The organism is Pseudoalteromonas sp. SG44-1 (genome assembly GCF_014164315.1).
GTDB lineage: Bacteria > Pseudomonadota > Gammaproteobacteria > Enterobacterales > Alteromonadaceae > Pseudoalteromonas > Pseudoalteromonas rhizosphaerae.
In genome coordinates this window covers 1-23,889 of record NZ_JACJEW010000055.1, presented here as the reverse complement: position 1 = coordinate 23,889, position 23,889 = coordinate 1, and the positions used below count along the sequence as shown (strand labels likewise).

General features: G+C 38.7%; 24 protein-coding genes. 18 read left to right on the top strand and 6 right to left on the bottom strand.

Features of this window, described 5'->3' with window-relative positions; genetic code table 11:
• Nucleotides 1-108 precede the first annotated feature (108 nt).
• Both H5187_RS19045 and H5187_RS19040 read left to right on the top strand, forming a co-directional pair.
• Nucleotides 109-414, top strand: a complete 306-nt coding sequence (locus H5187_RS19045) for a hypothetical protein (RefSeq protein ID WP_182798150.1) — start codon at nucleotides 109-111, stop codon at nucleotides 412-414.
• A gap of 162 nt (nucleotides 415-576) precedes the next feature.
• Entirely contained in the window at nucleotides 577-921 is a 345-nt protein-coding gene (locus H5187_RS19040) for a hypothetical protein (protein ID WP_182794844.1), read from the top strand.
• A gap of 20 nt (nucleotides 922-941) precedes the next feature.
• On the opposite strand, the gene H5187_RS19035 is transcribed toward H5187_RS19040, so the two are convergent.
• Nucleotides 942-1,145, bottom strand: coding sequence for a hypothetical protein (locus H5187_RS19035; protein ID WP_182794845.1), 204 nt, complete (start codon nucleotides 1,143-1,145; stop codon nucleotides 942-944).
• Between the two features lie 81 nt (nucleotides 1,146-1,226).
• Between H5187_RS19035 and H5187_RS19030 the strand changes: the two genes are divergently transcribed.
• Both H5187_RS19030 and H5187_RS19025 read left to right on the top strand, forming a co-directional pair.
• The gene (locus tag H5187_RS19030; RefSeq protein WP_182718859.1) at nucleotides 1,227-1,724 is read left to right on the top strand and encodes a GNAT family N-acetyltransferase; all 498 of its coding nucleotides are present in this window, start codon (nucleotides 1,227-1,229) and stop codon (nucleotides 1,722-1,724) included.
• An 81-nt stretch (nucleotides 1,725-1,805) separates the two neighbouring features.
• Nucleotides 1,806-2,684, top strand: coding sequence for an alpha/beta hydrolase (locus H5187_RS19025; RefSeq protein WP_182761815.1), 879 nt, complete (start codon nucleotides 1,806-1,808; stop codon nucleotides 2,682-2,684).
• Between the two features lie 428 nt (nucleotides 2,685-3,112).
• Here the strand turns inward: H5187_RS19025 and H5187_RS19020 are convergent, their stop codons facing one another.
• A complete protein-coding gene (locus tag H5187_RS19020) occupies nucleotides 3,113-3,634 on the bottom strand; it encodes a TetR/AcrR family transcriptional regulator (protein WP_149981170.1) in 522 nt (173 codons plus the stop codon).
• Between the two features lie 106 nt (nucleotides 3,635-3,740).
• On the opposite strand from H5187_RS19020, the gene H5187_RS19015 reads away from it, so the two are divergent.
• Nucleotides 3,741-3,941, top strand: a complete 201-nt coding sequence (locus H5187_RS19015) for a hypothetical protein (RefSeq protein WP_182740530.1) — start codon at nucleotides 3,741-3,743, stop codon at nucleotides 3,939-3,941.
• Between the two features lie 64 nt (nucleotides 3,942-4,005).
• Here H5187_RS19015 and H5187_RS19010 read toward each other — a convergent pair whose 3' ends face one another.
• Nucleotides 4,006-5,214: a porin gene (locus H5187_RS19010; protein ID WP_149981168.1), complete on the bottom strand. Its 1,209-nt coding sequence runs from the start codon at nucleotides 5,212-5,214 to the stop codon at nucleotides 4,006-4,008.
• A gap of 301 nt (nucleotides 5,215-5,515) precedes the next feature.
• On the opposite strand from H5187_RS19010, the gene H5187_RS19005 reads away from it, so the two are divergent.
• From H5187_RS19005 to H5187_RS18975, 7 genes are all read left to right on the top strand, one after another.
• Nucleotides 5,516-7,102 (top strand): ABC-F family ATPase, encoded by a 1,587-nt coding sequence (locus tag H5187_RS19005; protein ID WP_145233417.1) that lies wholly within the window; start codon nucleotides 5,516-5,518, stop codon nucleotides 7,100-7,102.
• 153 nt (nucleotides 7,103-7,255) lie between these two features.
• Nucleotides 7,256-7,738 carry a 5-(carboxyamino)imidazole ribonucleotide mutase gene (gene purE / locus H5187_RS19000; RefSeq protein ID WP_145233343.1) on the top strand — a complete coding sequence of 161 codons (483 nt, stop codon included), beginning with the start codon at nucleotides 7,256-7,258 and terminating at the stop codon, nucleotides 7,736-7,738.
• A 1-nt stretch (nucleotide 7,739) separates the two neighbouring features.
• Entirely contained in the window at nucleotides 7,740-8,888 is a 1,149-nt protein-coding gene (locus H5187_RS18995; protein ID WP_149981167.1) for a 5-(carboxyamino)imidazole ribonucleotide synthase, read from the top strand.
• A gap of 47 nt (nucleotides 8,889-8,935) precedes the next feature.
• Nucleotides 8,936-9,160, top strand: coding sequence for a DUF2798 domain-containing protein (locus tag H5187_RS18990; protein WP_145233348.1), 225 nt, complete (start codon nucleotides 8,936-8,938; stop codon nucleotides 9,158-9,160).
• Nucleotides 9,161-9,179: 19 nt separating this feature from the next.
• Nucleotides 9,180-10,109, top strand: a complete 930-nt coding sequence (locus tag H5187_RS18985; protein ID WP_182798149.1) for a putative sulfate exporter family transporter — start codon at nucleotides 9,180-9,182, stop codon at nucleotides 10,107-10,109.
• Nucleotides 10,106-11,275: an endonuclease/exonuclease/phosphatase family protein gene (locus H5187_RS18980; protein ID WP_149981165.1), complete on the top strand. Its 1,170-nt coding sequence runs from the start codon at nucleotides 10,106-10,108 to the stop codon at nucleotides 11,273-11,275. The genes H5187_RS18985 and H5187_RS18980 overlap by 4 nt, the downstream gene beginning before the upstream one ends.
• Nucleotides 11,276-11,380: 105 nt before the next feature.
• On the top strand, nucleotides 11,381-13,873 hold the full coding sequence (locus H5187_RS18975; protein ID WP_182798148.1) for a prolyl oligopeptidase family serine peptidase: 2,493 nt from the start codon (nucleotides 11,381-11,383) through the stop codon (nucleotides 13,871-13,873).
• Between the two features lie 27 nt (nucleotides 13,874-13,900).
• Here H5187_RS18975 and rrtA read toward each other — a convergent pair whose 3' ends face one another.
• A complete protein-coding gene (gene rrtA, locus H5187_RS18970) occupies nucleotides 13,901-14,488 on the bottom strand; it encodes a rhombosortase (RefSeq protein ID WP_182794851.1) in 588 nt (195 codons plus the stop codon).
• Between the two features lie 88 nt (nucleotides 14,489-14,576).
• Between rrtA and ggt the strand changes: the two genes are divergently transcribed.
• The 3 genes from ggt to H5187_RS18955 all read left to right on the top strand — a co-directional run bounded on the left by ggt (nucleotide 14,577) and on the right by H5187_RS18955 (nucleotide 19,063).
• On the top strand, nucleotides 14,577-16,370 hold the full coding sequence (ggt, locus tag H5187_RS18965) for a gamma-glutamyltransferase (RefSeq protein ID WP_182740525.1): 1,794 nt from the start codon (nucleotides 14,577-14,579) through the stop codon (nucleotides 16,368-16,370).
• A gap of 161 nt (nucleotides 16,371-16,531) precedes the next feature.
• Nucleotides 16,532-18,226 (top strand): NAD-dependent malic enzyme, encoded by a 1,695-nt coding sequence (locus tag H5187_RS18960; protein WP_182718850.1) that lies wholly within the window; start codon nucleotides 16,532-16,534, stop codon nucleotides 18,224-18,226.
• Nucleotides 18,227-18,352: 126 nt separating this feature from the next.
• Nucleotides 18,353-19,063 (top strand): SIMPL domain-containing protein, encoded by a 711-nt coding sequence (locus tag H5187_RS18955; protein ID WP_182798147.1) that lies wholly within the window; start codon nucleotides 18,353-18,355, stop codon nucleotides 19,061-19,063.
• An 8-nt stretch (nucleotides 19,064-19,071) separates the two neighbouring features.
• On the opposite strand, the gene H5187_RS18950 is transcribed toward H5187_RS18955, so the two are convergent.
• A complete protein-coding gene (locus H5187_RS18950; RefSeq protein WP_182718848.1) occupies nucleotides 19,072-20,421 on the bottom strand; it encodes a DUF2254 domain-containing protein in 1,350 nt (449 codons plus the stop codon).
• A gap of 363 nt (nucleotides 20,422-20,784) precedes the next feature.
• Between H5187_RS18950 and H5187_RS18945 the strand changes: the two genes are divergently transcribed.
• The 3 genes from H5187_RS18945 (at nucleotide 20,785) to H5187_RS18935 (ending at nucleotide 22,466) form a co-directional block, all read left to right on the top strand.
• Nucleotides 20,785-21,159, top strand: coding sequence for an MAPEG family protein (locus H5187_RS18945; RefSeq protein ID WP_182718847.1), 375 nt, complete (start codon nucleotides 20,785-20,787; stop codon nucleotides 21,157-21,159).
• Nucleotides 21,160-21,792 carry a sulfotransferase family protein gene (locus tag H5187_RS18940; RefSeq protein WP_182718846.1) on the top strand — a complete coding sequence of 211 codons (633 nt, stop codon included), beginning with the start codon at nucleotides 21,160-21,162 and terminating at the stop codon, nucleotides 21,790-21,792. It abuts the gene before it with no gap.
• 101 nt (nucleotides 21,793-21,893) lie between these two features.
• Nucleotides 21,894-22,466: a tRNA-(ms[2]io[6]A)-hydroxylase gene (locus H5187_RS18935; protein WP_149981156.1), complete on the top strand. Its 573-nt coding sequence runs from the start codon at nucleotides 21,894-21,896 to the stop codon at nucleotides 22,464-22,466.
• A gap of 53 nt (nucleotides 22,467-22,519) precedes the next feature.
• On the opposite strand, the gene H5187_RS18930 is transcribed toward H5187_RS18935, so the two are convergent.
• Nucleotides 22,520-23,227, bottom strand: coding sequence for a metallophosphoesterase (locus tag H5187_RS18930; protein WP_182761820.1), 708 nt, complete (start codon nucleotides 23,225-23,227; stop codon nucleotides 22,520-22,522).
• Between the last annotated feature and the right edge of the window lie 662 nt (nucleotides 23,228-23,889).

The window sequence follows — 23,889 nt, the reverse complement described above, 5'->3', positions numbered from 1 at the left end:
CGATAATACTGCGCCACTGTTCAAGGCTACGTGTTTTTCTCATGGCTATCTCCTCATTGAAATTCGGAAATAGCTTAATCATTTTGACGAGTTACTGGCAGGTGCATTTTGCTAGACGCTTACGATATACAAGAAATTCTTGTAAAAGGATTAAAAGCTGAACCTGATCAACTTAAGTCTTTTGATCCAACTCAATACTCTTCTTTTGATATTGCTACAATGGCCGTAGCTGCAGATGAGTTTCTGACCTTCTGGAAGTACTCAAATGGAGAATATGAATTAGATGACGATATATGGGCTTTTTTCATTCATGCCCCTAAAAACAATCGACAAGTAATATCAGATATCGAAGGTGTTTTATTGGCTAGCGGTAAGTTTATTAAAGAAGAGGTTGATTTTAGCCAATACAAATAATACGCCTTTCATTTACTAGTTAGCGTATGTTCAGTCATTAATTTTGTTGGTGTATTATCGTTCGCGCACCCCAAACATTAAACTATTTATCATCGGCATTTTAGGCCGTTGATCAATAGATTACAGGTCAATTTTTCAGTTAGATTTATGGATAATAAGAATATGAAAAATATTATTAAATACTTTTTCACTTTAAGCATTTTACTATGCTCTACTTCGACTTTCTCAAAAGAAAACGATATTCAATTTAAATGGAAATTAACGCAAATCATTGCTTCAGATACAAATACCATAGAAATTAAAGATGGTAACTTTGTTAAAATTGATGATGCGGGGATCCTTGAGATGATGAAAGAGTATGGGAACAGGTATCATCCTTATCACAGAGAAGGGAACATATTACATGTAACCTCAGCTGGAGAGACAACTAAATGGGAAGTATTACTTGTAGATAAACATAATCTTCATCTTGATACACCAATTGGAACCTATATTTTAAAACGTTAAATCTTATATTTATAAATAGCTTAGCTATTTTTCTTTTCACGCGCTAATTGATTAGGTAATAACTGCTCTACAATTTCCCTTGCTGGCAATGTGTAACGCACGCCATCGAACATTACAGATGTAAATTCATCAATACTTGTTATACCTGTTAATGTCCATCCTTCACCGCGCTCAGGGCAATAAACAGTGGTTGTTGGTTGTATTACTTTAAATTCGTCATTCATAATTAGCTCAGTTATTAACTTGTATGGCGGGTATCTTAAGGGAATAATAGCGGGCTTTAAAGCCGTAATTTAATTTTATTTATGAACAATGAGTTTGCACTAAGTCGAATCACATTAAAGCCAATTAAGCATAGGGACTGTAGTGCGTTGTGGGCTATTTTGTCTGAGCCGTTAGTTGCTCAGTTTAATGACTATGCAGTGCCACTTGCACGTGATGACGTAAAACAACTGATCCAAGATGATATTACTGGCATGTATGAAGGAAATACGCTGCGCTTTGGAATGTACTTACTAAATACGTCGACCTTGATTGGCTGCATTGGTTTATATGATATTGAAGAAGATACTGCTTGGTTAGGTTTTGAGTTGTCACCAAATCATTGGGGGAATGGGTTTATGTCTGAAGCATTAGCATTTATGCTAACAAATATAACAGCCGTTGTTGCGCAGTTAGGCAATGAGTTGAGCATTACTAATTTACAGGCGAAAGTGGCGACAGAAAATAGCCAAAGCCAGCAACTACTTCGCCGTTTTAAATTCACTCATGTAGCGAGTGAACAATGGTTGTATCAACTGTAAATCACACTTTGTTACATAACGGTAGTTTAATTAAAAATACAGAAAGGGTATTGTTTTTAAAACAATCTTTACCTGAAAGCTATGCTGCTATTAAAAAAACTAAATCGCACTGCAATCATAATTCTATTGAGTACAGCCGGCTTCATTGCATGCGCTATTGTCATTTATAAATATAACGCGCATTACACGTCAAATTTTAAAGACATCACTATTTATTCTCAGGTATTGGATGAAAGTAGGAAAGTGTTTATTCGTTTACCTAACAATTTTGAGCCAAATAAGCGCTACTCCTTGATCATTAGAACCGATGGTAACTTTAATCTTACGCAGTGGGATTCAGTGATGGCTGAGTTACCAGCGCAGCAAGATACAATTTTAGTGTCTATTCCTAATCAATTTTGGACCTTTACCAGAAATCGTGATTTAGTGCCGCCGTATGCACGCCAAGATGTGAATACCCAAGCAAGACCAGCAAGTGAAAATTCACCAGAATTATTTGGTCAAGCAGATCAATTTTTGGCTTTTATTGAAGGTGAGTTATTACCGTATTTAGAATCACATTATAAGCTAGATAATAATCGTGTTTTGTCGGGCTATTCAGCAGGAGGGAGTTTTGTTTTATACACTATGAGTACAAAGCCTTGGCTGTTTAACGGTTATTTTGCATTTAGTCCGGCTGCTTGGTACGACGATATGACCGTTGTAAAAGAGTTTGATCGATTCTTATCGCAACGATGCCTCAATACAGACGATAACATACCGCTGTCGCTCTATATAACAGTAGGAGGCGCCGAGCATCCTTTAATGTTAAGTGCCTTTGCTGGTCTTAATAATAGCCTTAACATATATGCTAATGATATTATTTGGAATAGCAGAATTAATGAAGGTTTAGAGCACAGGGAAAACCCGGTGCATAGTGTTAAGCAGGCACTCGATTTCTATAATTCATCAATAAACTAATATGCTTAACTAAATAATAAGACAGTAATAAACCACAAAAGAACACATCATACTATATTTGTTAATTAAGATAACTCTGCATAAAAAGTTATTTTCAACTAAAAGCTATCAAGAAGAATCATGAGCTTGATAAATCAAAGTTAGTAATTCGATTAAACGTATCACAAGAGTTATGTTTATTTGGCTATGGAGGGATCTTCATTGATACAACGACAACGTCTTAAATCAAAAAATATCAGTAAACAGTCGGTAATTGCAGCGAATTAGTAGGGGTTTAGAAGGTGAGTTTTATTTACACACTAACGACGTTTAATTTATCAATAGATAAGTTACAGAGTTTGCACTTAAACATAGAAAATCGCTATTACTTTAAGTTAAAAGCTTAAATTTAATGCCCAAAGTGAAACACAGCGTGAAATAAGTTGTCGCTAAAGAATAGATATTTTGCTGGTGAGTTGGCGTAGCATTTTTTCAGGTTCTGGCGCAGGTTCATTTAACCCTGAAATAATGGTCATAAAATAACAATCTAACATCACACTTGCTTTTATATCGTCAAACTCTTGCTGTTCATTGAACAGCCGTTTTTTAAACTCACTCATTTGCTGTTCAAAAAAAGCTGCTTGCCAAATCATATCGCTTATCAATATTTTACTAAATTCAATGTTATTACAATAAAATTCAAACAACGGTAGGGCATAGTGACGTAACTTAAGCCTTGGTGCATGTTGGCGATCAGTTAAACTAGCCTGATGAATGATCGTATCTATTTGTTGCTGCATTCCTGCTTTTAGTAAGTCGATTTTATTTTCGAAATGACTAAACACAGTACCAACGGCCACATTAGCCGCTTTTGCAATTTCTCGTGTAGATGTATGAGCATAACCTTGCTCTAAGAATAACAGCCAAGCCGAGGTAAGAATTTTATTATAGGTTTGCGTTTTTTTATTCATTGTATATCAATTATATTTAACTTGTGATAGTAAAGATGAAGTTACTTGAAAAAGTGACTGCGCTCAATTATATTTGTGAGCGCGCTCATTTAAACAAGGAACTTATATGAACTTTATCAAACAAGTTATTGGTTACGGACTATTTATCCCATTTATTATTTTTTATTCTTACATGCTAGGACCATTACTTAAAGCAATTTTATTACCGGGGGGAATTTTAATGTTATGGATAATTTTAGGACCTAAGGAAGGTTATTTGGCTTTGACAAAAGCGTTTGCAACTAAAGGTAAAGCAAAAAAAATGTGATCGCAGCGGGTGCTAAATATTAGCAAAGCAGGCTGATTAAATAATCAGCCTGTAAGTGTTCTAGTTATAATGTGTAATGAAAACCAAATGCAATGCCATCATCTTCTGATAGACCCATTTGATATTCTTGTTCTTTATCGGCACTTGAAAAATCACTAAAGTCTTTACGTGCTTCAATGTAAAAAATCGTATCTTCGTCGAATAGATAGTGAAAGCCAAGTACTGTAAATTGACGTTTAAAGTTGTCATTTGGGTCGGCATTAAAATTTGGCTGGATCACGTAATCTGTTCCAGCATCATAGACGTTATATGCAATGAAGGTACGAATGTCATTATCAAACTTATAAGATAATAAAGACTCTACCCCAATCGCGTCTTTGATCAGACGGCCTAAGTTATCGGTATCATGATTTTCATTTTTGTTGATATTTGCGGCAAAATAAAGGCCATCATTGTTGAAGTTACCCCAAGTAACGCCTGCGCCATAAATAAAATCATTAACAGACTGAATTCGTCCTGCGGCGTAATTTACGGTCAGTTCTCCGCGGTTAAACCCAGCAGAAAGTTTTAAGTCGTCGCTTACTGAATAGGTAACGGCTGCCCCATAGGTTGAATTAAATTCTACTTGTTGAGCAAGATCACTGCCATTTTCCCACAAAGTCTGACAAGCAGCTTCAGAAATGGCTTCGATATCGCAAGTATAAAAATCATTATTTTTAAATTGCACTTGTGTTGCAATACTAAAATCACCGAACGTATTACGATACTGCAATAACTTGTCACCGCGCCCGGTACCATTAATTGCACCATCGTCTTTGTTGTAGGTGTAAACACCGGCTGCATTACCATCCCAAACTAGGCTATAGTTAGTACTATAAACTACGTCGTACCAAGCACCCCATTGTTTACCAATTGTCACTTGTCCGTATTTTTCATGTGCTATACCTACATAACCAAGTCGGTTATATAAAAATTTATCTTGAATAGATTCAAAGCGGTTGTTATAGATAATATCGCTACTACCAACAGGGTTTACACCCCATTCTAATAAGGCTAAAGCTGACCACTGATCTTTTAGTTTGCGACTAAAATCAAAGCTAATCCGTGATGCACCATTAACTATTTCAGTTTGCCCTTGTGTGTGGATTATTCTGGCGTCAATAAAACCACCGATGGTTAAATTGTTTTTTCCGTCATCATAAACCTCAACAGCGTTTACGCTCGGTGCTATCAACGCGCTTGCGATGATGACCCCAATTAATTTTCTATTCATTTAATATTGCCTTGTGTGCTATTTATCATTGTCCTTTGGTCGCGCAGACTAACAAAGCTAAATTAATGGCTAAAGTGAAAAAATATCATCAAAAAATGATAGAGGAAATTTGAATTGTTAATTTATGTTCTTTTTGTGCGCAGCTACACAATACTAGCATAATAAATTGACCTAAATTAGCTTATTTCGATGGACAGCAGCTATAGCCCACAAAGCTAATAATTCATGGAAAAATAGGCCTATTTGGTTTACACTCCAGCCAATTTTATTTCTTTGATTTTCCCCGTTGGAGGGTAGCGCTATCATCAGTACAGCTAACATCACCATGCAATTTGGTGCTAAACCGTTATTTGAGAATATTTCAGCTAAATTTGGCGAAGGTAACCGCTATGGTTTAATTGGCGCAAATGGCTGTGGTAAATCAACATTTATGAAAATCTTAAGTGGGGAACTGGAGCCGTCAGCTGGTAATGTAAGTACTGATCCAAATGAACGTGTTGCTAAACTAAACCAAGACCAATTCGCTTACGAAGAATATTCAGTTATTGATACTGTGATAATGGGCCACAAAGAGCTGTGGGCAATTAAACAAGAGCGTGATCGAATCTATAGCTTGCCTGAAATGAGTGAAGAGGATGGCATGAAGGTTGCCGATCTTGAAACTGAGTTTGCTGAAATGGATGGCTATTCTGCAGAATCTAAAGCCGGCGAGCTACTAATGGGCGTAGGTATTGCAACTGATCAGCATTACGGTCCGATGTCAGAGATTGCTCCTGGTTTTAAACTGCGTGTGCTTCTTGCGCAAGTGTTATTTTCAGATCCAGATATCATGCTACTCGATGAGCCAACTAATAACTTGGATATTTATACTATCAAGTGGCTCGAAGATGTACTGAATCAACGTGATTGCACAATGATCATCATTTCCCATGACCGTCATTTCTTAAACTCTGTATGTACGCATATGGCTGATATTGACTATGGTGAATTGCGTATATACCCAGGTAACTATGACGAATATATGTTTGCAGCAACGCAAGCTCGTGAACGCTTATTAAGTGAAAATGCCAAGAAGAAAAATCAAATTGCCGAGCTACAACAGTTTGTTTCGCGTTTTTCAGCTAATGCATCTAAAGCAAAGCAAGCAACATCTCGTGCCAAGCGAATTGACAAGATTCAATTAGATGAAGTTAAAGCATCGTCACGTCAAACACCGTTCATTCGTTTTGAGCAAGAAAAACAGTTATTCCGTAATGCCCTTGAATTAACAAACTTAGGCCAAGGTTTTGACGATATGCTGTTCACTGGCCTTGAAGGCTTAGTTGAAGTAGGCGAGCGTATCGCTATCATCGGTGAAAATGGGGTTGGTAAAACAACACTATTAAATACTTTAGCAGGTCGTTTGGCACCGAAGCAAGGCGAGTTTAAATGGTCTGAAAACCATAATATCGGTTATTATGCGCAAGATCATGCTGATGAATTTGCCACCGATATGAACTTATTTCAGTGGATGGAGCAATGGCAGCAAGAAGGCGATGATGAACAAGTTGTTCGCAGTTTCTTAGGCCGTATGTTGTTCTCACAAAATGATATTAAAAAGTCTGTAAAAGTAATATCTGGTGGTGAGCAAGGCCGCATGCTATTTGGTAAGATTATGATGCATAAACCAAATATCCTATTAATGGATGAGCCAACGAACCACATGGACATGGAGTCAATAGAAGCATTAAACCTTGCGCTAGAAGCATATGAAGGTACGTTAATGTTTGTATCTCACGACCGTCAATTTGTATCCTCAGTTGCAACCCGTATTTGGGAGATCAAAGACGGCAAAATAATTGATTTCAGAGGTACTTACTCTGAATATTTAGCCAGTAAAGAAGGCTAAAGCTCAATTTACTTACTGCTCAAAAAGCCATGCTAGTCATGGCTTTTTTGTTACTCGATATTCGCAATTTAACAATTAATACGTGTATAATAACCGCCTTTAATGCGGACATAAGTCCGCTATAGGTATTAAAACCATTACTGAGGAGTATTTATGACTGTTGGCATTATTATGGGTTCCAAGTCAGATTGGCCAACTATGGAACATGCGGCGATCATGCTAGATAAATTTGGCATCGCTTACGAAACTAAAGTTGTATCGGCTCATCGTACTCCTCAACTACTCGCTGATTACGCAAGTTCAGCAGCAGAACGTGGTATTAAAGTAATTATTGCCGGTGCCGGTGGTGCAGCGCATTTACCAGGTATGGCCGCTGCTTTCACATCGTTACCAGTATTAGGTGTGCCGGTTAAGTCTAAAACGTTAAATGGCATTGATTCATTGCTGTCGATTTGCCAAATGCCAAAAGGTGTTGCGGTAGGTACATTAGCAATTGGTGAAGCTGGTGCTGCAAATGCGGGATTATTAGCTGCACAGATTTTAGGTTGTCAGCAACCGGAGATATTCGCCAAAGTTGAAGCGTTCCGTAAAGAACAAACCGAAACTATTTTAGCTAACCCAAATCCAGCAGAGTAATATGACTATTTTAATTTTAGGAGCCGGCCAATTAGCACGTATGATGTGTTTAGCTGGTGCGCCATTGAATTTAAATGTGGTTGCGTATGATGTTGGTAGTAAAAAAATTGTTCACCCATTAACTGGGCAAATCTATACTACAACGTTAGAGCAAGCCATTGTAGATGCTCATGCGATCACTGCTGAGTTTGAGCATATTCCTGATGATGTGCTAACGCTATGCTGTGCAAGCAAAAAGTTTTATCCGGGTAAAGCCGCGATTAAAACGGGTGGCGATCGCGCCCTAGAAAAAGCATTACTAAGTAAAACCGCGGTTAAGTGCGCACCATATCAGTTAATCACTGAAAAAGCCCATTTAGAACAAGCCGTTGCTAGCTTGGGTAAGCCATTAGTGATCAAAACCTGTCAAGCCGGTTACGATGGAAAAGGCCAGTGGCGTTTAAAATCAGATGATCAAATTGAGCAGATATGGTCACAAATGGCTGATTTTATTGCCTCCGGTACTGAATCCGCGCCACACACTATTATTGCCGAACAAATGATCCCATTTGATCGTGAAGTATCAATCATAGGTGTTCGCGATAAAAGTGGTAATACCGCTATTTACCCACTTACTGAAAACCAGCATACCAATGGTGTTTTAACCTTATCTATCGCCGGTAAAGAAAAATCTGTGATTCAACAACAAGCTGAAGATGCATTTAATAAATTGGCTAATGAGCTTGATTACGTTGGTGTATTGGCGATTGAGTTTTTCGATGTGGCAGGGCAGTTATTGGTCAATGAAATTGCTCCTCGGGTTCATAATTCTGGTCATTGGACCCAACAAGGCGCGCATTGTAGTCAATTTGAAAATCATATGCGTGCAGTCGCTGGGCTGCCATTAGGTAGCACACAATTGCAGCGTGTTACGGCAATGGTGAATGTGCTCGGACAAGCAGCGATCCCTCAGCAAGTACTAAGCATTGCTGAGGTTACGAGTCATTGGTATGGTAAAACAGCAAAGCCTGGTCGTAAAATGGGCCATATTAATGTATCTGCTGCGAACCTTCATGAGTTAGGTGAACGCTTAGCACAATTGTCGGAGTATCTTCCGGAGGAAGATTATCCCGGCGTATTAGCGGCCAGCACCGCGTTGATTTTAAATTAACTAAAAAAGCCGAGTTTATCTCGGCTTTTTACTTGAGGAATGGTTTTATGATTAGCGCTAAATACAGAACCGTGGTATTCGCTTTTTTCATGGCATTATTTATGTCTGGTTTTATGTCATTGGTAATTTCAATTTTTAATGTTGGTTTAATTGATAACATAGTTTCTATTTGGTTAGCGGCGTGGGCTTTTGCATTTTGTGTCGCATTTCCTACCGTAATTCTTGTAGCGCCAGTTGTGCATAAGCTCACTACAAAGATTGTGCGCTCGTAACGAAGGGATTATTTTGTCTGTGTCTGAACGGATTAAAAAGCCTCTATACCTGCTTTGTTTTGGCCTGTGTATCACCCCTTTAATTGGTGGTGGTAGTGCCCTAATTTGTGGCGCGATGTTTGCAATTTTGCTCGGTAATCCATTTGCAGAGCTATCCCAAAAGGCAAGTAAATGGATGCTCAAAGCCGCGGTGGTTGGCTTAGGTTTTGCTGTTGATTTTAATCAGGTGATTGAAGTTGGTCGCAGTTCGCTGGTACTGACCATAGTCAGTATTACAGCGATCATTGGTCTTGGTGAAATTTTAACGCAAGTCTTTAAATTAAATCGTAACACAGGTGTATTAATATCATTCGGTACGGCTATTTGTGGAGGCAGTGCGATTGCAGCAATGGCACCGGTAATTAAAGCTAAAGATCACGAAGTAGCGGTTGCACTTGGTGTAGTGTTTTTATTAAACGGTGTCGGTTTGCTACTATTTCCAACCATTGGTCATTACTTTAGTTTAAGCCAACACCAATTTGGTTTATGGGCAGCGTTAGCTATTCATGATACCAGCAGTGTAGTAGGGGCGTCAGCAGCTTATGGAGCTGTGGCACTAAGTATTGCTACAACAGTTAAGCTCACACGTGCGATGTGGATCATTCCCTACACTACGATTGCAGGTGTCTTTTGGCGCTCAGAAGAAAAGGCCAGCATTCCTTTATTTATTGTTGGCTTTTTAGCTGCTGCATTGATCAATACGTATTTACCTCAATTTACGGATCTCTGGCAGCTGATCAACACCGTAGCAAAGCAACTATTGGTAATGACTTTATTCTTAATTGGCAGTGGCTTATCACTGGCTGTATTAAAACAAGCAGGACTAAAGCCCTTTATAATGGCAATTATTTTATGGATAGTCGTAAGTAGTGTCATTTTGTTATTAATTTTAGATGGATATATCGTATGAAGAAGCAGTTTTCTATCGCCACATTAGCGTGCCTATTAATCAGTGGTTTTTCTAACTCAGCATTGGCCGCATCATCTTTACGTGTAGCCACGTTTAATGTGAGCATGGATGCAACAAATTATGCTGAAAATGATAAGGACGTTGATCCTAATGGCCTGGTAAATGCGTTACAAACAAATCATCCACAAATCAAAAATATTGCCGAGATCATTCAACGTATTCGCCCTGACATTTTATTATTAAATGAATTTGATTATGTCAGCAAAGCGCAAGGCATTGATTATTTTAAAACGCACTACCTTGCTAAAAGCCAAAATAAACAGCCCGCTATAGATTATCCGTACAGCTATGTAGGCCCAGTAAACACAGGTTTGAAAACGCCATTTGATCTAGATAATGACGGCCAAGCAACTGGTATTAAAGGGGATGCATTTGGTTTTGGCTTTTTTGAAGGCCATTATGGTATGGCCGTTTTATCTCGCTACCCAATTGATTTTGATAAAATTCGTACCTTACAAACCTTTAAATACAAAGACATGCCAGATGCTAAAATGCCTATTGATCCAACTACAGGTGAAAATTGGTATAACAACGAAGAATGGCAAGCTTTGAGACTCAGTTCAAAATCGTTTTGGGATATTCCGGTTACTGTAAAAGGTAAAACGCTGCACGTTATTGCATCGCACCCAACGCCTCCTGTATTTGATGGTGCTGAAGATAGAAACGGCTTACGTAATCATGATGAAGTACGTTTGATTAAAGATTATATCGCCAGCGCAGATTACCTCTATGACGATCATGGTGTCAAAGGCGGGTTAGCTGAAAAATCACGATTTGTTATAGTCGGAGATTTAAATGCGGCTCCTGAAGGAGATAAAAAACGCCCAGAAACAACGGATCAACTTTTAAAAAATCCATTAATAAACAGCAAATTTACACCAACCAGTAAGGGCGCTAAAACCAGCTACAGTGAAAAGTATGCAGCGGCTTACACTGCAAACTGGCAAGCTCGTGCAGATTATGTTTTGCCTTCAAGTTATGGCATTGAAGTCCATGATGGTGGGGTATTTTGGCCAACTAAAAGTAGCGAGTTGTACCGGTTAATTAAAGATCGTAATGCATCGTCAGATCATCGCATGGTGTGGTTAGATATTTCTATAAAGTAACTTGGTTATTAAACAGCAAAGTTTGGCTGTTTGTCTGAAATAATTGCTATTACATAGGTGCTTCTGCTTAAATTGGGGGAATTACAATAACCTTACAGAAGCCCTATGATTTTTAAATCTTCTACTCAAAAAACCTTAATTGCACTTGCCGTCGCGTCCAGCGTTATGTTGTCCGGTTGTCAATCAACCGCATCTACCCCTACAGAGCAACCACAATCAACTGTTGCCAGCGTTGTTGTAACGCCTGCTGATAAAGGCAGCAGCGCAATCACACTAGAGCAAGCAATGGCTCATCCTGATTGGTTAGGCCGCCAAGCAGAGCGTGCGTTTTGGGCTGCTGATTCAAAAACAGTTGTCTATGCGCAAAAACAACAAGGTAATGAGCTACGAGACTTATTTACACAAGCTGTTGATAGCCAAGCTGCAAGCCAAGTAGCGTTAAATAAGTTGCATACATTAGGGGCTGATGATGCTGTTTATTCAGCGGATCGTACACAGCAAGCTTATGTATTTGAAGGTAATATATTTGTAAAGAACATTAATACAGGTGCAATTACACAAATTACTCACGACAGTGCTAAACAATCTAAACCACAATTTTTAACTGATGGTAATTTAGCTTATCGTCAAGCAAACACTTTTTATAAAGTAGATCTGGCAACGGGACTGCAAGCTGAGCTTGTAAATCTTCATTTGAGCGATGCACCAAAAGGAGTTACAGAGCCTGAAACTTACATCGCTAAAGAACAGCATAAACTGATTGATTACATTGCGCTGACCCATAAAAATAAAAAAGATAAACAAGCGCGCAAAGAGCAACTCAACCAGCAAAATAGTTCAATTGCCAATGCTCAGTTTTACTTAGGTAAAGGCAATGAGTTAGCCGATGTGCAGTTATCTCCAAATGGTAAAGCCTTAATTGCTGTTGTCACTGAAGCCAGACCTTGGCGAGATGAAGCCGACATCATGCCAAACTATATTGCTGATGATGCACGGGTAAAAGCTGAAAAAGTACGTCGTCGTGTTGCTGATGAAAAACCACAAACCTCGCAAGTTATCTACATAGATTTAACTGAGCAAACGCAAACAGCACTCGCATTTGATACCTTACCTGGTTTTGATGAAGATGTATTAGCGGCAGTTAAAAAAGAAAACTATGCCCGTGACGGCAAAACATATGAATCTAAAAAAGAACTTCGTGCTATCAACCTAATGATGGATTGGGGATGGGATCAAAGTGCTATCGTCTGGAACAAAGCCGGCACGCAAGTCGCGATTATGCTTGAAGCATGGGATAACAAAGACCGTTGGTTAGCTACTGTTGATACTAAAAATTCCAAACTTGTTTCACAACATCGTTTACACGATGATGCATGGGTTAACTATGCTTATAACGATTTTGGCTGGTTAAATAATTCAGATACCTTGTATTATTTATCTGAAGAAACTGGCTATAGCCACCTATATAAAAAACCACTCAATGGTAAAGCAACACAACTTACCAAAGGCCGGTTTGTCGTATCGAACCTCACACTAACAGATGACGACAGTGCAATTTACTACAAAGCCAATGTTGAGCATCCTGGTCTATATGAAATCTACCGCGTTGATCCACAAACGGCAAAATCAGAGCAAGTAACCAACTTAGACGGTATGACCGACTATAAATTAAGCCCTGATCAAAGCAAATTATTGTTAACACATTCCAAAATCATGGCTCCACCAGAGTTATATGTTGCTGATGCAAAAGCGAATACAACTGCAACGCAGCTAACTCATACAGTATCGAGTGAATTTTTAGCAAAACAATTAATTGCGCCTAAAATTGTTGCGGTACCGTCAAGTCATACTGAACAACCGGTATACGCTAAAGTATATTACCCAGCAGACTACGTAGAAGGTGAGAGCGGCAAAAACCGCAAAGCGATCATTTTTAACCATGGTGCAGGTTATCTACAAAACTCACACATGGGTTGGTCAGGTTACTTCCGCGAATTTATGTTTCATTCATTACTAGCCTCTGAAGGTTATGTAGTGATGGACATGGATTATCGCGCATCAAAAGGTTATGGACGTGATTGGCGTACGGCGATTTACCGTCAAATGGGTACCCCAGAAATTGAAGATTTAGCCGATGGTGTTAAATGGATGGCTGAAAATGCCAATGTTGATACCGGTGCTGTGGGTACATATGGCGGCTCTTATGGTGGCTTTATGACCTTTATGGCGTTATTTACTCAGCCTGATTTATTTCAAGCAGGGGCTGCGCTTCGTCCAGTTACCGATTGGGCACACTATAATGGTCCATACACATCAAACATTTTAAATCACCCAGATGTAGATCCAATTGCGTATGAAAAAAGTTCACCTATATATTATGCGCAGGGACTTAAAAACCGCTTATTGATCAACGCTCCTATGGTTGATAATAATGTGTTTTTCCAAGACTCAGTACGCTTAGTACAGCGTTTAATTGAGCTTGAAAAAGAAAACTTTGAAACGGCTATATTTCCAGTCGAACCACATGGTTTTGTACAGCCTTCTAGTTGGTTAGATGAATACCGTCGTATTCATAAACTATTTAAAGAAAGTTTATAAGCACTAAAATTTTAGACAACGCCAAGCTTATGCTTGGCATTTTTTTATATAATTGATCAGCAGTGGCGTTGCGAGTACTATTCCGCCAATTGCACCTATTAAGTGAGCATCAACAGCAACCCGAGAGGCAATTAATTTACTCACTTCAGCACTGGGGCCATGAAATTGTTCATAAGCAATTTTAAGCCAAATACCGATAAACAATAAACCGCCGCTTTTCATGCCAACTTCAATATCTTTGATTGCCCCCCACACAATGACACCATGCAGTAGTGCACTCAATCCGGTGTAAATGTGAATGTCAGGACAAAAAAAGTAAACCCCAATACCGCACCAAGCAGCCAAAAACAAGGTGTGCAATGCATATTGCGTCGGTTTTGTATACTCAGCATGTAACGCCCATATCAGTACGATACCGGCACAATTTAATGCTAAGTGCGCCCAGTTAGCATGCACATATTGGCTCGTGATCAAACGCCAAACTTGGCCTTGGTCAATGAGCTGGCGATTAAACTCTAAAACATCATTTAAATTAAACGCTGCAAATAGGGCGCTTAATGCCATTAAACACAGCGGGGGTAAAATATATCGGGGTTGAAGTGGTAAATTGACCATTTTATTCTTATTTTTACAGCAAAATTTTGCATATTGTGCCCGTTTAACTTTAAGATGCCAAACATCTCAATGCAATTAAGGTCTTTTTATGTTTTTACCTTTTAAAACCAGCGTCGTCTTTAGTTTTACTCTTTTTACTTTACCGGTTTTAGCCACTCAAACACCACGGGAAGTACGCGAGCCAGAAGCCGCCACTGGCCATCAACTTAAGCAACATGTCACTGGTCAGCAGTATATGGTTGCTGCGGCAAACCCCTATGCTGCTAAAGCAGGACAAACCATACTCGCTAAGGGCGGCAGTGCAGTCGATGCTGCCATTGCAACGCAATTAGTCTTGACCTTGGTCGAGCCGCAATCATCAGGAATTGGTGGTGGGACTTTTATGCTGCATTTTGACAAAGGTCATAATAAGCTAACCAGCTTTGATGGCCGCGAAACAGCGCCAAGTAATGCTGACGAAACATTGTTTTTAGATGAAAAAGGTAACGCGGCACCTTGGATTGAAGCAGTGGTTGGCGGCCGTTCAGTGGGTGTACCTGGTTTATTGCATGCCTTTGCTAAAGCGCATCAACAATATGGCAAACTTGCATGGGCGGAGCTGTTTAAACCAGCCATAGAACTTGCTGAACAAGGATTTGTAGTATCGCCGCGTTTACACGCTTTATTAGCCAAACAAATAAACCCTGGGGTGACAACACTTCCGGTGATCCGTGATTATTTTTTTCCAGATGGTAAACCGCTTGCTGTTGGTACTGTTAAAACGAACCAACCACTTGCTGAAGTTTACAAAAAAATCGCCAGTAAAGGCATTGATGCTTTTTATAAAGGCGATAACGCTAAGCAAATGGTTGCTGCGGTCACTCATTCTATTGTTGCGCCAGGCACTTTAGCATTAACCGATCTAGCTAATTATCAAAGTAAACAACGTGACGCAGTTTGCACCCCGTACCATAGCTATAAAGTATGTTCTATGGCACCACCGAGCAGTGGCGGAGTCGCGGTGTTACAAATTCTCGCTTTGCTTGAAGATAAGAACATGGGTCAATTTAAAGCTAATTCGGCACAAGCCCTGCATTATTTTAGCCAAGCATCGCGACTCGCTTTTGCGGATCGTAATGTGTATATGGGCGACCCTGATTTTGCAGATATTCCTACTAATGAGCTACTCGATAAACGCTATATCGAGCAACGAACAAAATTAATAAGTGAGCGAGATGAAAAAGCCTATGCAGGGCAGCCTCGTCCATTACTAAGTTACGCACAAGATGATGCGTATGAATTGCCATCTACTACCCATGTATCTATTGTTGACAGTGAAGGGAACGCGGTATCAATGACCAGCTCAATAGAAATGGCGTTTGGTTCAACGGTTATGGTGAACGGTTATATATTAAACAACCAATTAACCGACTTTGCCTTGTCGCCGCGAAAAAACGGCAAATTATTGGCCAACCGCGTTGAAGCAGGTAAACGTCCGCGCAGCTCAATGTCACCGGTGATGGTGTTTAATAACGATGGCAGTTTACGCTTAGTGGTCGGCTCACCTGGCGGTAGCCGAATTATCGACTATGTCGCGCAAGTAGTTATTGGCGTACTAGATTGGCAACTAACTGCTCAACAAGCCATTGACTTGCCAAGAATTACTAATCGTAATAATAATTACACTAGTATTGAAAAAGGCACCGCTATCGAGGCGATTATTCCTGATTTACAAAAGCGGGGTCATACAGTAAAAGTCGTCGATTTAAACTCTGGCTTGCATGCGGTTGAAGTCGTTAATGGCACTTTATTTGGTGCCGCAGATCCTCGCCGCGAAGGGATCGCTTTAAGTGAGCAAAGTATTGTTCTTAAAGAGCACGAAATGCCTGTGAATAAGCCTTAATTGACATCGTGATTTAATGTACAATCTACTTTTACGTGTGTGTTAGGCACACACGTCTTATTTTCTCCTAATGGTCTGACAAGATTGAATATCATTGCTTTTTAATATTCAACAGTAATAATGACAGATCGTAACTTAAAGACTTCGTTAAGCTTGGACTTATGACTACAAATACTGACCCAAATTATCTTTATATTCATCACTCAGGCCCTGGTCTGATCGAAACGCCACTCTTAAATAAAGGCAGTGCATTTACTCAAAAAGAGCGTGAAAGTTTCAACCTTGCGGGATTACTGCCTCCACGCTATGAAACGATTGAAGAGCAGGTTGAACGTTGTTATCAACAATATTCAAGTTTTAAAGACAACCTAAATAAACACATTTATTTACGCGCCATCCAAGATAACAACGAAACACTTTACTACCGTTTAGTGCGTGACCATCTTGAAGAAATGTTGCCTATTATTTACACCCCAACCGTGGGTGATGCCTGTGAAAAATTCTCAGATATTTATCGTAGCGCGCGCGGTTTATTTATCTCTTATGAAGATCGTTATCAAATCGATGATATTTTACGTAATGCGACCAAAGGCAAAGTAAAAGTTATCGTTGTTACCGATGGTGAACGTATTCTTGGTTTAGGCGACCAAGGTATTGGTGGCATGGGTATTCCAATTGGTAAACTATCACTTTATACCGCCTGTGGTGGCATAAGCCCAGCCTATACGCTACCGGTTATGCTTGATGTAGGAACGAATAACGAAAAGTTATTAAACGATCCTATGTATATGGGTGCTCGCCATAAACGTATTGCACAAGATGAATACGATGAATTTTTAGATCTATTTATTAAAGCCGTTAAGCGTCGTTGGCCAAATGTGTTATTACAATTTGAAGACTTTGCACAGCCTAATGCGATGCCTTTATTAAAACGCTACCGTGATGAAATTTGCAGTTTTAATGATGATATTCAAGGCACAGCAGCGGTTACAGTTGGTTCGTTGCTTGCTGCATGTCGTGTGAAGAATGAACAATTATCAGAACAAAAAGTAGTGTTTGTAGGCGCAGGCTCCGCAGGTTGTGGTATTGCCGAGCAAATCATTACGCAAATGGTGTCGGAAGGTATTTCTGACGAACAAGCTCGCAGCCAAGTTTTCATGGTTGATCGTTTTGGTTTGTTAACTCAAGGTATGGAAGGACTGCGCGACTTCCAGCAAGCACTTGCTCAACCTACAGATAAATTAGCTGATTGGACATACAGCGGTGAATACGCATCATTGCTAGATGTGATGCACTGCACAGCTCCTGATATTCTCATTGGTGTATCAGGGCAACCTGGTTTATTTACTGAGCAAGTTATTCGCGCCATGCATAATGGATGCGAACAGCCCGTTATTTTCCCGTTAAGTAATCCATCTAAGCAAGTTGAAGCACTGCCGGAAGATGTGATCAATTGGACACAAGGCAAAGCGATTGTTGCAACTGGCAGCCCATTTGCACCGGTTGTTTATGACGGTGAAACATTTGTAATTCCACAATGTAATAACAGCTATATTTTCCCAGGTATTGGTTTAGGTGTTATTGCAGCGAAAGCCACCCGTATTACTGATGCAATGCTCATGGTGTCGAGTGAAATATTGGCAGAATCATCACCTCGGGCTAATACCGGTAAAGGGAGTTTATTACCTGCACTAACAGAAATTGAAACACTGAGTAAACGTATTGCTTTTGGGGTGGCTAAAAAAGCCATCGAAGAGGGGGCAGCGCTTGAGATCAGCGATGATATGTTATGGGCGGCAATTGACAGAAATTACTGGTTACCAAAATACCGTAATTACAAACGTTGTAGTATCTAAGCGATCACTGCTGATTAACTAGTAAATTATCTAGAAACAGGCTTCGGCCTGTTTTTTTATGCTTGTTCATTTTAAATTAACCGCGTACGGTATCTAATAACGTTATTAAAACTATTAAGGATATGTATGCGTTATTTACCATTGTTAGCCGCGACTCTAAGTTTCAATGTATTTGCAGCCAGTACACCAGCTGCCCCACACATTTATATTCAAGGCCAAGCGCAAATCTCCACTATTGCCGATAATGTAAAGTTAGGCGTTGCCATTGTTGAAGTTGATAAGGACTTGATGAGCGCTAAACAAAAAGCTGATCAAACTATGGCTAAAGCGATTAAATTAGCAAAGCAGCAGGGGATTGATGAAAAAAGTATTTATGGTTCACAGATCTCAATTAACCGAGAAAATCAATATAACCGTGAAACAGGTAAACAAGACTTTATTGGTTACCGAGTTAGTCGCACACTTTCACTCACACTGACGGATGTAACAAAATATCCATTACTGCTGCAAAGTTTAGTGAACGCAGGCATTAATGAAATAAATCAAACTGAGTTCACATCGAGTCGTTACGAGTCATTGCAAAAGAAAGTGCAAAAAATGGCAATTGCAGATGCAAAATCAGCGGCAAAAGAATTTTCAGCTGAATACGACGTAGAACTCAAAGGTTTGTATAGTGCTTCAAATGCCCCTATGAACGTATCAGCTCAACCTTACATGCGTGCTGAAAAAACCATGCTGTCAGACAGTAATTCAGGTAATTTCGTACCTGATGCCTATCATGCTGGCGAAATCACAATCTCAGCAGACAGCTATGCAATTTATCTAATTAAAAATTAACACTCAACTCATTGGTGGCGAAATTTCGCCACCAATTTATCTCCCATTTCAGGGGAGATCCTCGCGATAGCATTAAGCATATTAATTATTTGCTCGCGATCATACTGATTACTAATATTTTCATTTACATCATCGATAATAGCATCTAAATAAGTAAATAGACTCTGCGCTGCTTTACTGTTCTGGTGGGTTCTGAACAAAATGTTTTTGAACGCTTCGAGTACATTATTCATCACATAACCATCACTTTTTGCATAGTTGCGGATTGGCGTGAAGTTATCATGCAATAATTCATCAAATGATGTTTCATGGAAATATAACAGTGGCTGTTTATCATCACTATGTTTTAAAGAGTAATTAACGTTATAAATGCTTAATCGATCAATGAGTAAAATACTGAGCATATCGATCGCCTTTACCGCAGTACCTGGATCGTTAATACCCGGGCTCATCGCTTTCACTGCAATCTCTGAAATCTGTGTCATTCCAAACCTATAATTGTCACTTACATATTCTTCGATATAAAAAATAAAGCAATTAAGTAGATCTTCAAGGAGTTGCTCGTTATCAGATAAATCATGATTACATTTTAAAAACGGATAGCCTTCAACAGTAAAAAAACCCTGCTTAACTACAACATAAATTTTTATATCATGTTGTTGGCAAAGGGCACATAGTTTATCGCTATTCACGCCTTTAAAGTAACCTTCTGTTTTACTTGAAATACTCGACCAATCGTCAAAGTTAGGAAATACATCGATAGGGTTATCTTTTTGCATGCTAATAATCGATTTCAATTCATTTTTAGTATTCTTATATAAGTCGTTTAATACGTTATCGACTTGAATAGCCCTTGAAATTGAATGGATGAAAAATACAAAAAAGCCTAACGATATCAGGCCAAAAACAAGTGAAAAAAGTATGCCCAATGAAGGAATTCCTATTTCACCATTATCCATAGTACGGATGTTGATCAGCATAACGATTGAAAAAATAATACTGCCGAGATAAAAACCCAAAACAAGTTGATGTGATTTACGCGTTATAAGCCCCGGTAATACTCTTGGTGATAGACTTGCGCTGGCACTATTTAGTACCACCATAACCATAGAAAAACTAAAAACAGTTAGCGAAATAATACTACCCGTTAATGTACTTAGAATCGTTCGTGCATTTTCTTCGCTATCAACCAATAGTACCTCAAGCAGCGACTTAAGCTCCATAACAAAAGAGGTGTACTCTGTTGTGGTAACAAGTACTGCAAACAATAAAAATATCACCGATAATAACGATGGATAGAAACCAATACTACTGACTAATTCTCGGTAATTATCGGCAAATTTTCGCGGAGTAAACATATATGAACCCTAAGATGACTTAGTTGTTGCACCAACAACAGCTAGTTTATGCAGTAAGCTTAACAACAAACTTTGTTGCAGGTCTAATTATTAATAGTAACAGTGCCAATAGGAACGTATTTTTTGTCCGCTGCAGGTTTAAAATCTATAATATATGGGCTTCTAATCGCGGGCGGTAAGATGTTGTTACTTTATTTATATTTCATCATGATTAATCGGATAAATAGTAAACGCCATTGATACTGTACTGGTTGATTATCATTTGTTATTTAAATAACAATAGTTGTATAGTACTACCAATAATTAGGGAGACTTGGTAATACACAAGTTTTTATAAACACTTAGATAAAAATTAGGTTTATTGTGATTGTATCTTTATATGCTGCTTTATTAGCACTTTTTTATATTTATTTAACGATGAACGTAGTTAAAGTTCGTCGAGCTGAACGAATTTCACTTGGTGATGGTGGTAATCAACAACTGCAATGCGCCATGCGCGCGCATGGTAATTTTATTGAGTATGTTCCTCTTGCAATTATTTTATTGTTTTTAGTCGAGTATCAAGGTTTAGCCAGTCATTATTGCCACGCATTTGGGGCAGCATTACTGATAGGGCGCGTATTTCATAATTTGGGTATTGTCGATAAAAATCTCCGCTATCGCCAAATTGGCGCGCTAACAACCTTCTTAATAATAGTGTTAAATGCGTTTATCTTATTACTTACACGCCTTTATTAAATGTCAGAGAGAATCTTTATAATTGGCCTACCTCGTACGGGCACAACCAGTGTATGCCATGCATTTTTACAACTTGGTTTTAGTTGTGCCCATACAGCCTATACCAAGCAATGTTTTAACCAAGCGCAAGTGATCGCTGACACCCCAATTTTTAATGATTACGAATATTTAGATTCACTTTATCCAGGTGCTAAATTTATCTATTTAGAGCGAGAAGCAGATAAATGGCTGCCTTCAATTCGCCAATTATTACTGAGAATGCACACCAACTTGATGCGAGCGGATGGGGGGTTCAACCCTCATATTAAGCGTTGTTATCTGCATACCTTTGGCCGTTTTTCTGTTGATGAGTTACACAGTGATGCCTATTTGCAACAATGCTATGAGCAACACAAAAGTGCTGCGCATAACTATTTTGCTAAGCGAACAGCTGACTTTTTATCAATAGATATCGCCCATCCAAACAGTTTTAATCAGCTTTGTGATTTTTTGCAATTACAAACTGAACTGACAGAGTTTGAAAAAATGAATATTGGTGGCAAAGTAACAGCTTGGAATGCAGTAAAACATCCACTAAAAGTTGCTTCAACAGCAAATGGTAAAATCGATAAATATCTATACCCATCGTCTTGATAGGAAGTAACTACTCAAGGTGATTAAAAATTATTGCTGTAACAAGATTTTGTAGTTCAATTGCGTTAAAATCTCGCCATTAGTTTTTAGGTAAAATATTTATGTTCGAATTAAAATACCACACTCCATTTGCATGGACCGAAGCTGTGATGGCAGACTTTGACACCTTTTTACAAGATCATGCCGCTGCAGAAAAAAAAGCATCCGGTATGGCTATGTCGATGTTGTCGCATTATCCAGATCGCCGCAAGCTTGTAAAAGCAATGACAGATTTAGCACTGGAAGAAATGATCCACTTTAAACAAGTATTAAAGCTACTGCTTGATCGTGATGTTAACTTAGGCAACGACCAAAAAGATCCCTACGTGAAACAAATTCGCGCGATTTTTAGAAATGGCCGCGACGAGTTCTTAATGGATAGATTATTAGTCGGTGCCGTAATTGAGGCGAGGGGACACGAGCGTTTCTCTTTAGTTGCACAAGCATTACCAATCGGCAAAGAAAAAGATTTTTATGTGGCAATAGCTAAATCGGAAGAAAAACATAAGAACTTATTTGTCGAGCTGGCTTATGAATATTTTGATAAAAATGAGGTCGATGCACGATTAGAAGAAATTCTTATCGCTGAAGCTGAAATATGTAAAAACATTCCATTTACTGCAGCGCTGCATTAAACATATGGGCACTAGCTGGTAATTTTATTTATCTAGTGCCTAACTGTAAGTTACTAACTTATCAACGTTTTAAAATTTTTGATTAATTCACTTAACTCAACAATTGTAGGGCTCCCGCCTAAATAATTGGTATCAATATGGTACGTATTGTCGATCCAATATGGCTTAGCGGTTGCGTTATGTCCATGAATAGAGAACAGCACGCCAAGGTTTTGAACCAGTTTTTTACTCTGCGTTATTTGTCTATCCCATAATAAGTCACTGATCAGTTGAGCATTTACTTTCATAGGTTGCTGCCAATCCCAACATGTAGCTAAAGTATGCGACAAACCAATTTTTTCGCCTTGGTAGTTCAATAAAATTGATAGTGGGCATGATATTAATTTATTACAGGCATTTAGTAGGCTATTTTTATCACTATGTTTGTGCCATAGACCGCCATTTTTTATCCATAAGTCATACGCTTGTTGATCTTTAGCAAGTGCCTCGAGCATCATATGCTCATGGTTACCCAAGACCATATAGACACCCAACTGTGAAAAGGTATCTAACAACTTTAAACTATCATTGCCACGGTCGATAACATCACCTAATGAAATTAGTACATCAGCGTGCGGATCAAAACTTACTGAATGGATGGCTTGTAGAAATTTATTATAATCAGCATCTAAATCACCAATCACAAACACACGTTTATCAGCCGGAATATCAATAACTTTATTAGGGGACGCATACCGTATTTTATTCGTGCTAATTCCCATCAAAACAAATTACTCCTGTGATTTTACTAATTCTTCATACGCTAACATTGTAGCTATGTAAGCTAAAACAATTTATAAATAAGCGAAGTGTTTACTGGTCATAAATAATCAAGCCGTAGTTCACGCTTAAAAAGTCGCTACCAGATAGTCAGCAATAAAAAACGCATCTTACGCTAGGGCACTTGCCTGTGAATATACTAAACGAGCTGTCACGTACAATTGAGCAAATACACGAACGAATGATCGTAGAGCTAGGACCATAGTTCAACCATATAGTTGTGTGTAAATGAGCAATGCTCAAAGTCAGCTAATATAAAACAGATTTAAAGTGCGCTTAGAATCAAAGTTAAACGACCAGCCTTAACAATTAGTTATGTGTGAGTTAGGTATTTGAAATTGATGTAACTGATTTAATCTAAATTTGCATGCAAGTGTAAGCCGCCGCAGAAATTTAGAAAAAAAGACGCTAGATTTTAGAATGCTATTAATTATGTTAAATAGGCTTTACTTTTGACTTTATTGGTCATTACAGTGGAATTTAAATGGTGTTTACTGATGTGTTGAAAGAGTAGGGTTTAAACAGTGTTTAAACCCTTTTTAAATGTTAGCTAAAGAAAGCCTTGCGAGCCAAGATGAAATCTAAACCAAATTGTTTAAACTCG

Excerpts from the sequence above, each read along its gene's own strand:
- H5187_RS19035 (WP_182794845.1), bottom strand. The coding sequence starts at position 1,145 with ATGAATGACGAATTTAAAGTAATACAACCAACAACCACTGTTTATTGC.
- rrtA (WP_182794851.1), bottom strand. The coding sequence starts at position 14,488 with ATGGTCAATTTACCACTTCAACCCCGATATATTTTACCCCCGCTGTGT.
- H5187_RS19025 (WP_182761815.1), top strand. The coding sequence starts at position 1,806 with ATGCTGCTATTAAAAAAACTAAATCGCACTGCAATCATAATTCTATTG.
- H5187_RS18990 (WP_145233348.1), top strand. The coding sequence starts at position 8,936 with ATGATTAGCGCTAAATACAGAACCGTGGTATTCGCTTTTTTCATGGCA.
- H5187_RS18975 (WP_182798148.1), top strand. The coding sequence starts at position 11,381 with ATGATTTTTAAATCTTCTACTCAAAAAACCTTAATTGCACTTGCCGTC.
- H5187_RS18940 (WP_182718846.1), top strand. The coding sequence starts at position 21,160 with ATGTCAGAGAGAATCTTTATAATTGGCCTACCTCGTACGGGCACAACC.
- H5187_RS18980 (WP_149981165.1), top strand. The coding sequence starts at position 10,106 with ATGAAGAAGCAGTTTTCTATCGCCACATTAGCGTGCCTATTAATCAGT.
- H5187_RS18960 (WP_182718850.1), top strand. The coding sequence starts at position 16,532 with ATGACTACAAATACTGACCCAAATTATCTTTATATTCATCACTCAGGC.
- H5187_RS18995 (WP_149981167.1), top strand. The coding sequence starts at position 7,740 with ATGACTATTTTAATTTTAGGAGCCGGCCAATTAGCACGTATGATGTGT.
- H5187_RS19020 (WP_149981170.1), bottom strand. The coding sequence starts at position 3,634 with ATGAATAAAAAAACGCAAACCTATAATAAAATTCTTACCTCGGCTTGG.
- H5187_RS19030 (WP_182718859.1), top strand. The coding sequence starts at position 1,227 with ATGAACAATGAGTTTGCACTAAGTCGAATCACATTAAAGCCAATTAAG.
- H5187_RS19040 (WP_182794844.1), top strand. The coding sequence starts at position 577 with ATGAAAAATATTATTAAATACTTTTTCACTTTAAGCATTTTACTATGC.
- purE (WP_145233343.1), top strand. The coding sequence starts at position 7,256 with ATGACTGTTGGCATTATTATGGGTTCCAAGTCAGATTGGCCAACTATG.
- ggt (WP_182740525.1), top strand. The coding sequence starts at position 14,577 with ATGTTTTTACCTTTTAAAACCAGCGTCGTCTTTAGTTTTACTCTTTTT.
- H5187_RS18950 (WP_182718848.1), bottom strand. The coding sequence starts at position 20,421 with ATGTTTACTCCGCGAAAATTTGCCGATAATTACCGAGAATTAGTCAGT.
- H5187_RS18930 (WP_182761820.1), bottom strand. The coding sequence starts at position 23,227 with ATGGGAATTAGCACGAATAAAATACGGTATGCGTCCCCTAATAAAGTT.
- H5187_RS18935 (WP_149981156.1), top strand. The coding sequence starts at position 21,894 with ATGTTCGAATTAAAATACCACACTCCATTTGCATGGACCGAAGCTGTG.
- H5187_RS19010 (WP_149981168.1), bottom strand. The coding sequence starts at position 5,214 with ATGAATAGAAAATTAATTGGGGTCATCATCGCAAGCGCGTTGATAGCA.
- H5187_RS18955 (WP_182798147.1), top strand. The coding sequence starts at position 18,353 with ATGCGTTATTTACCATTGTTAGCCGCGACTCTAAGTTTCAATGTATTT.
- H5187_RS19015 (WP_182740530.1), top strand. The coding sequence starts at position 3,741 with ATGAACTTTATCAAACAAGTTATTGGTTACGGACTATTTATCCCATTT.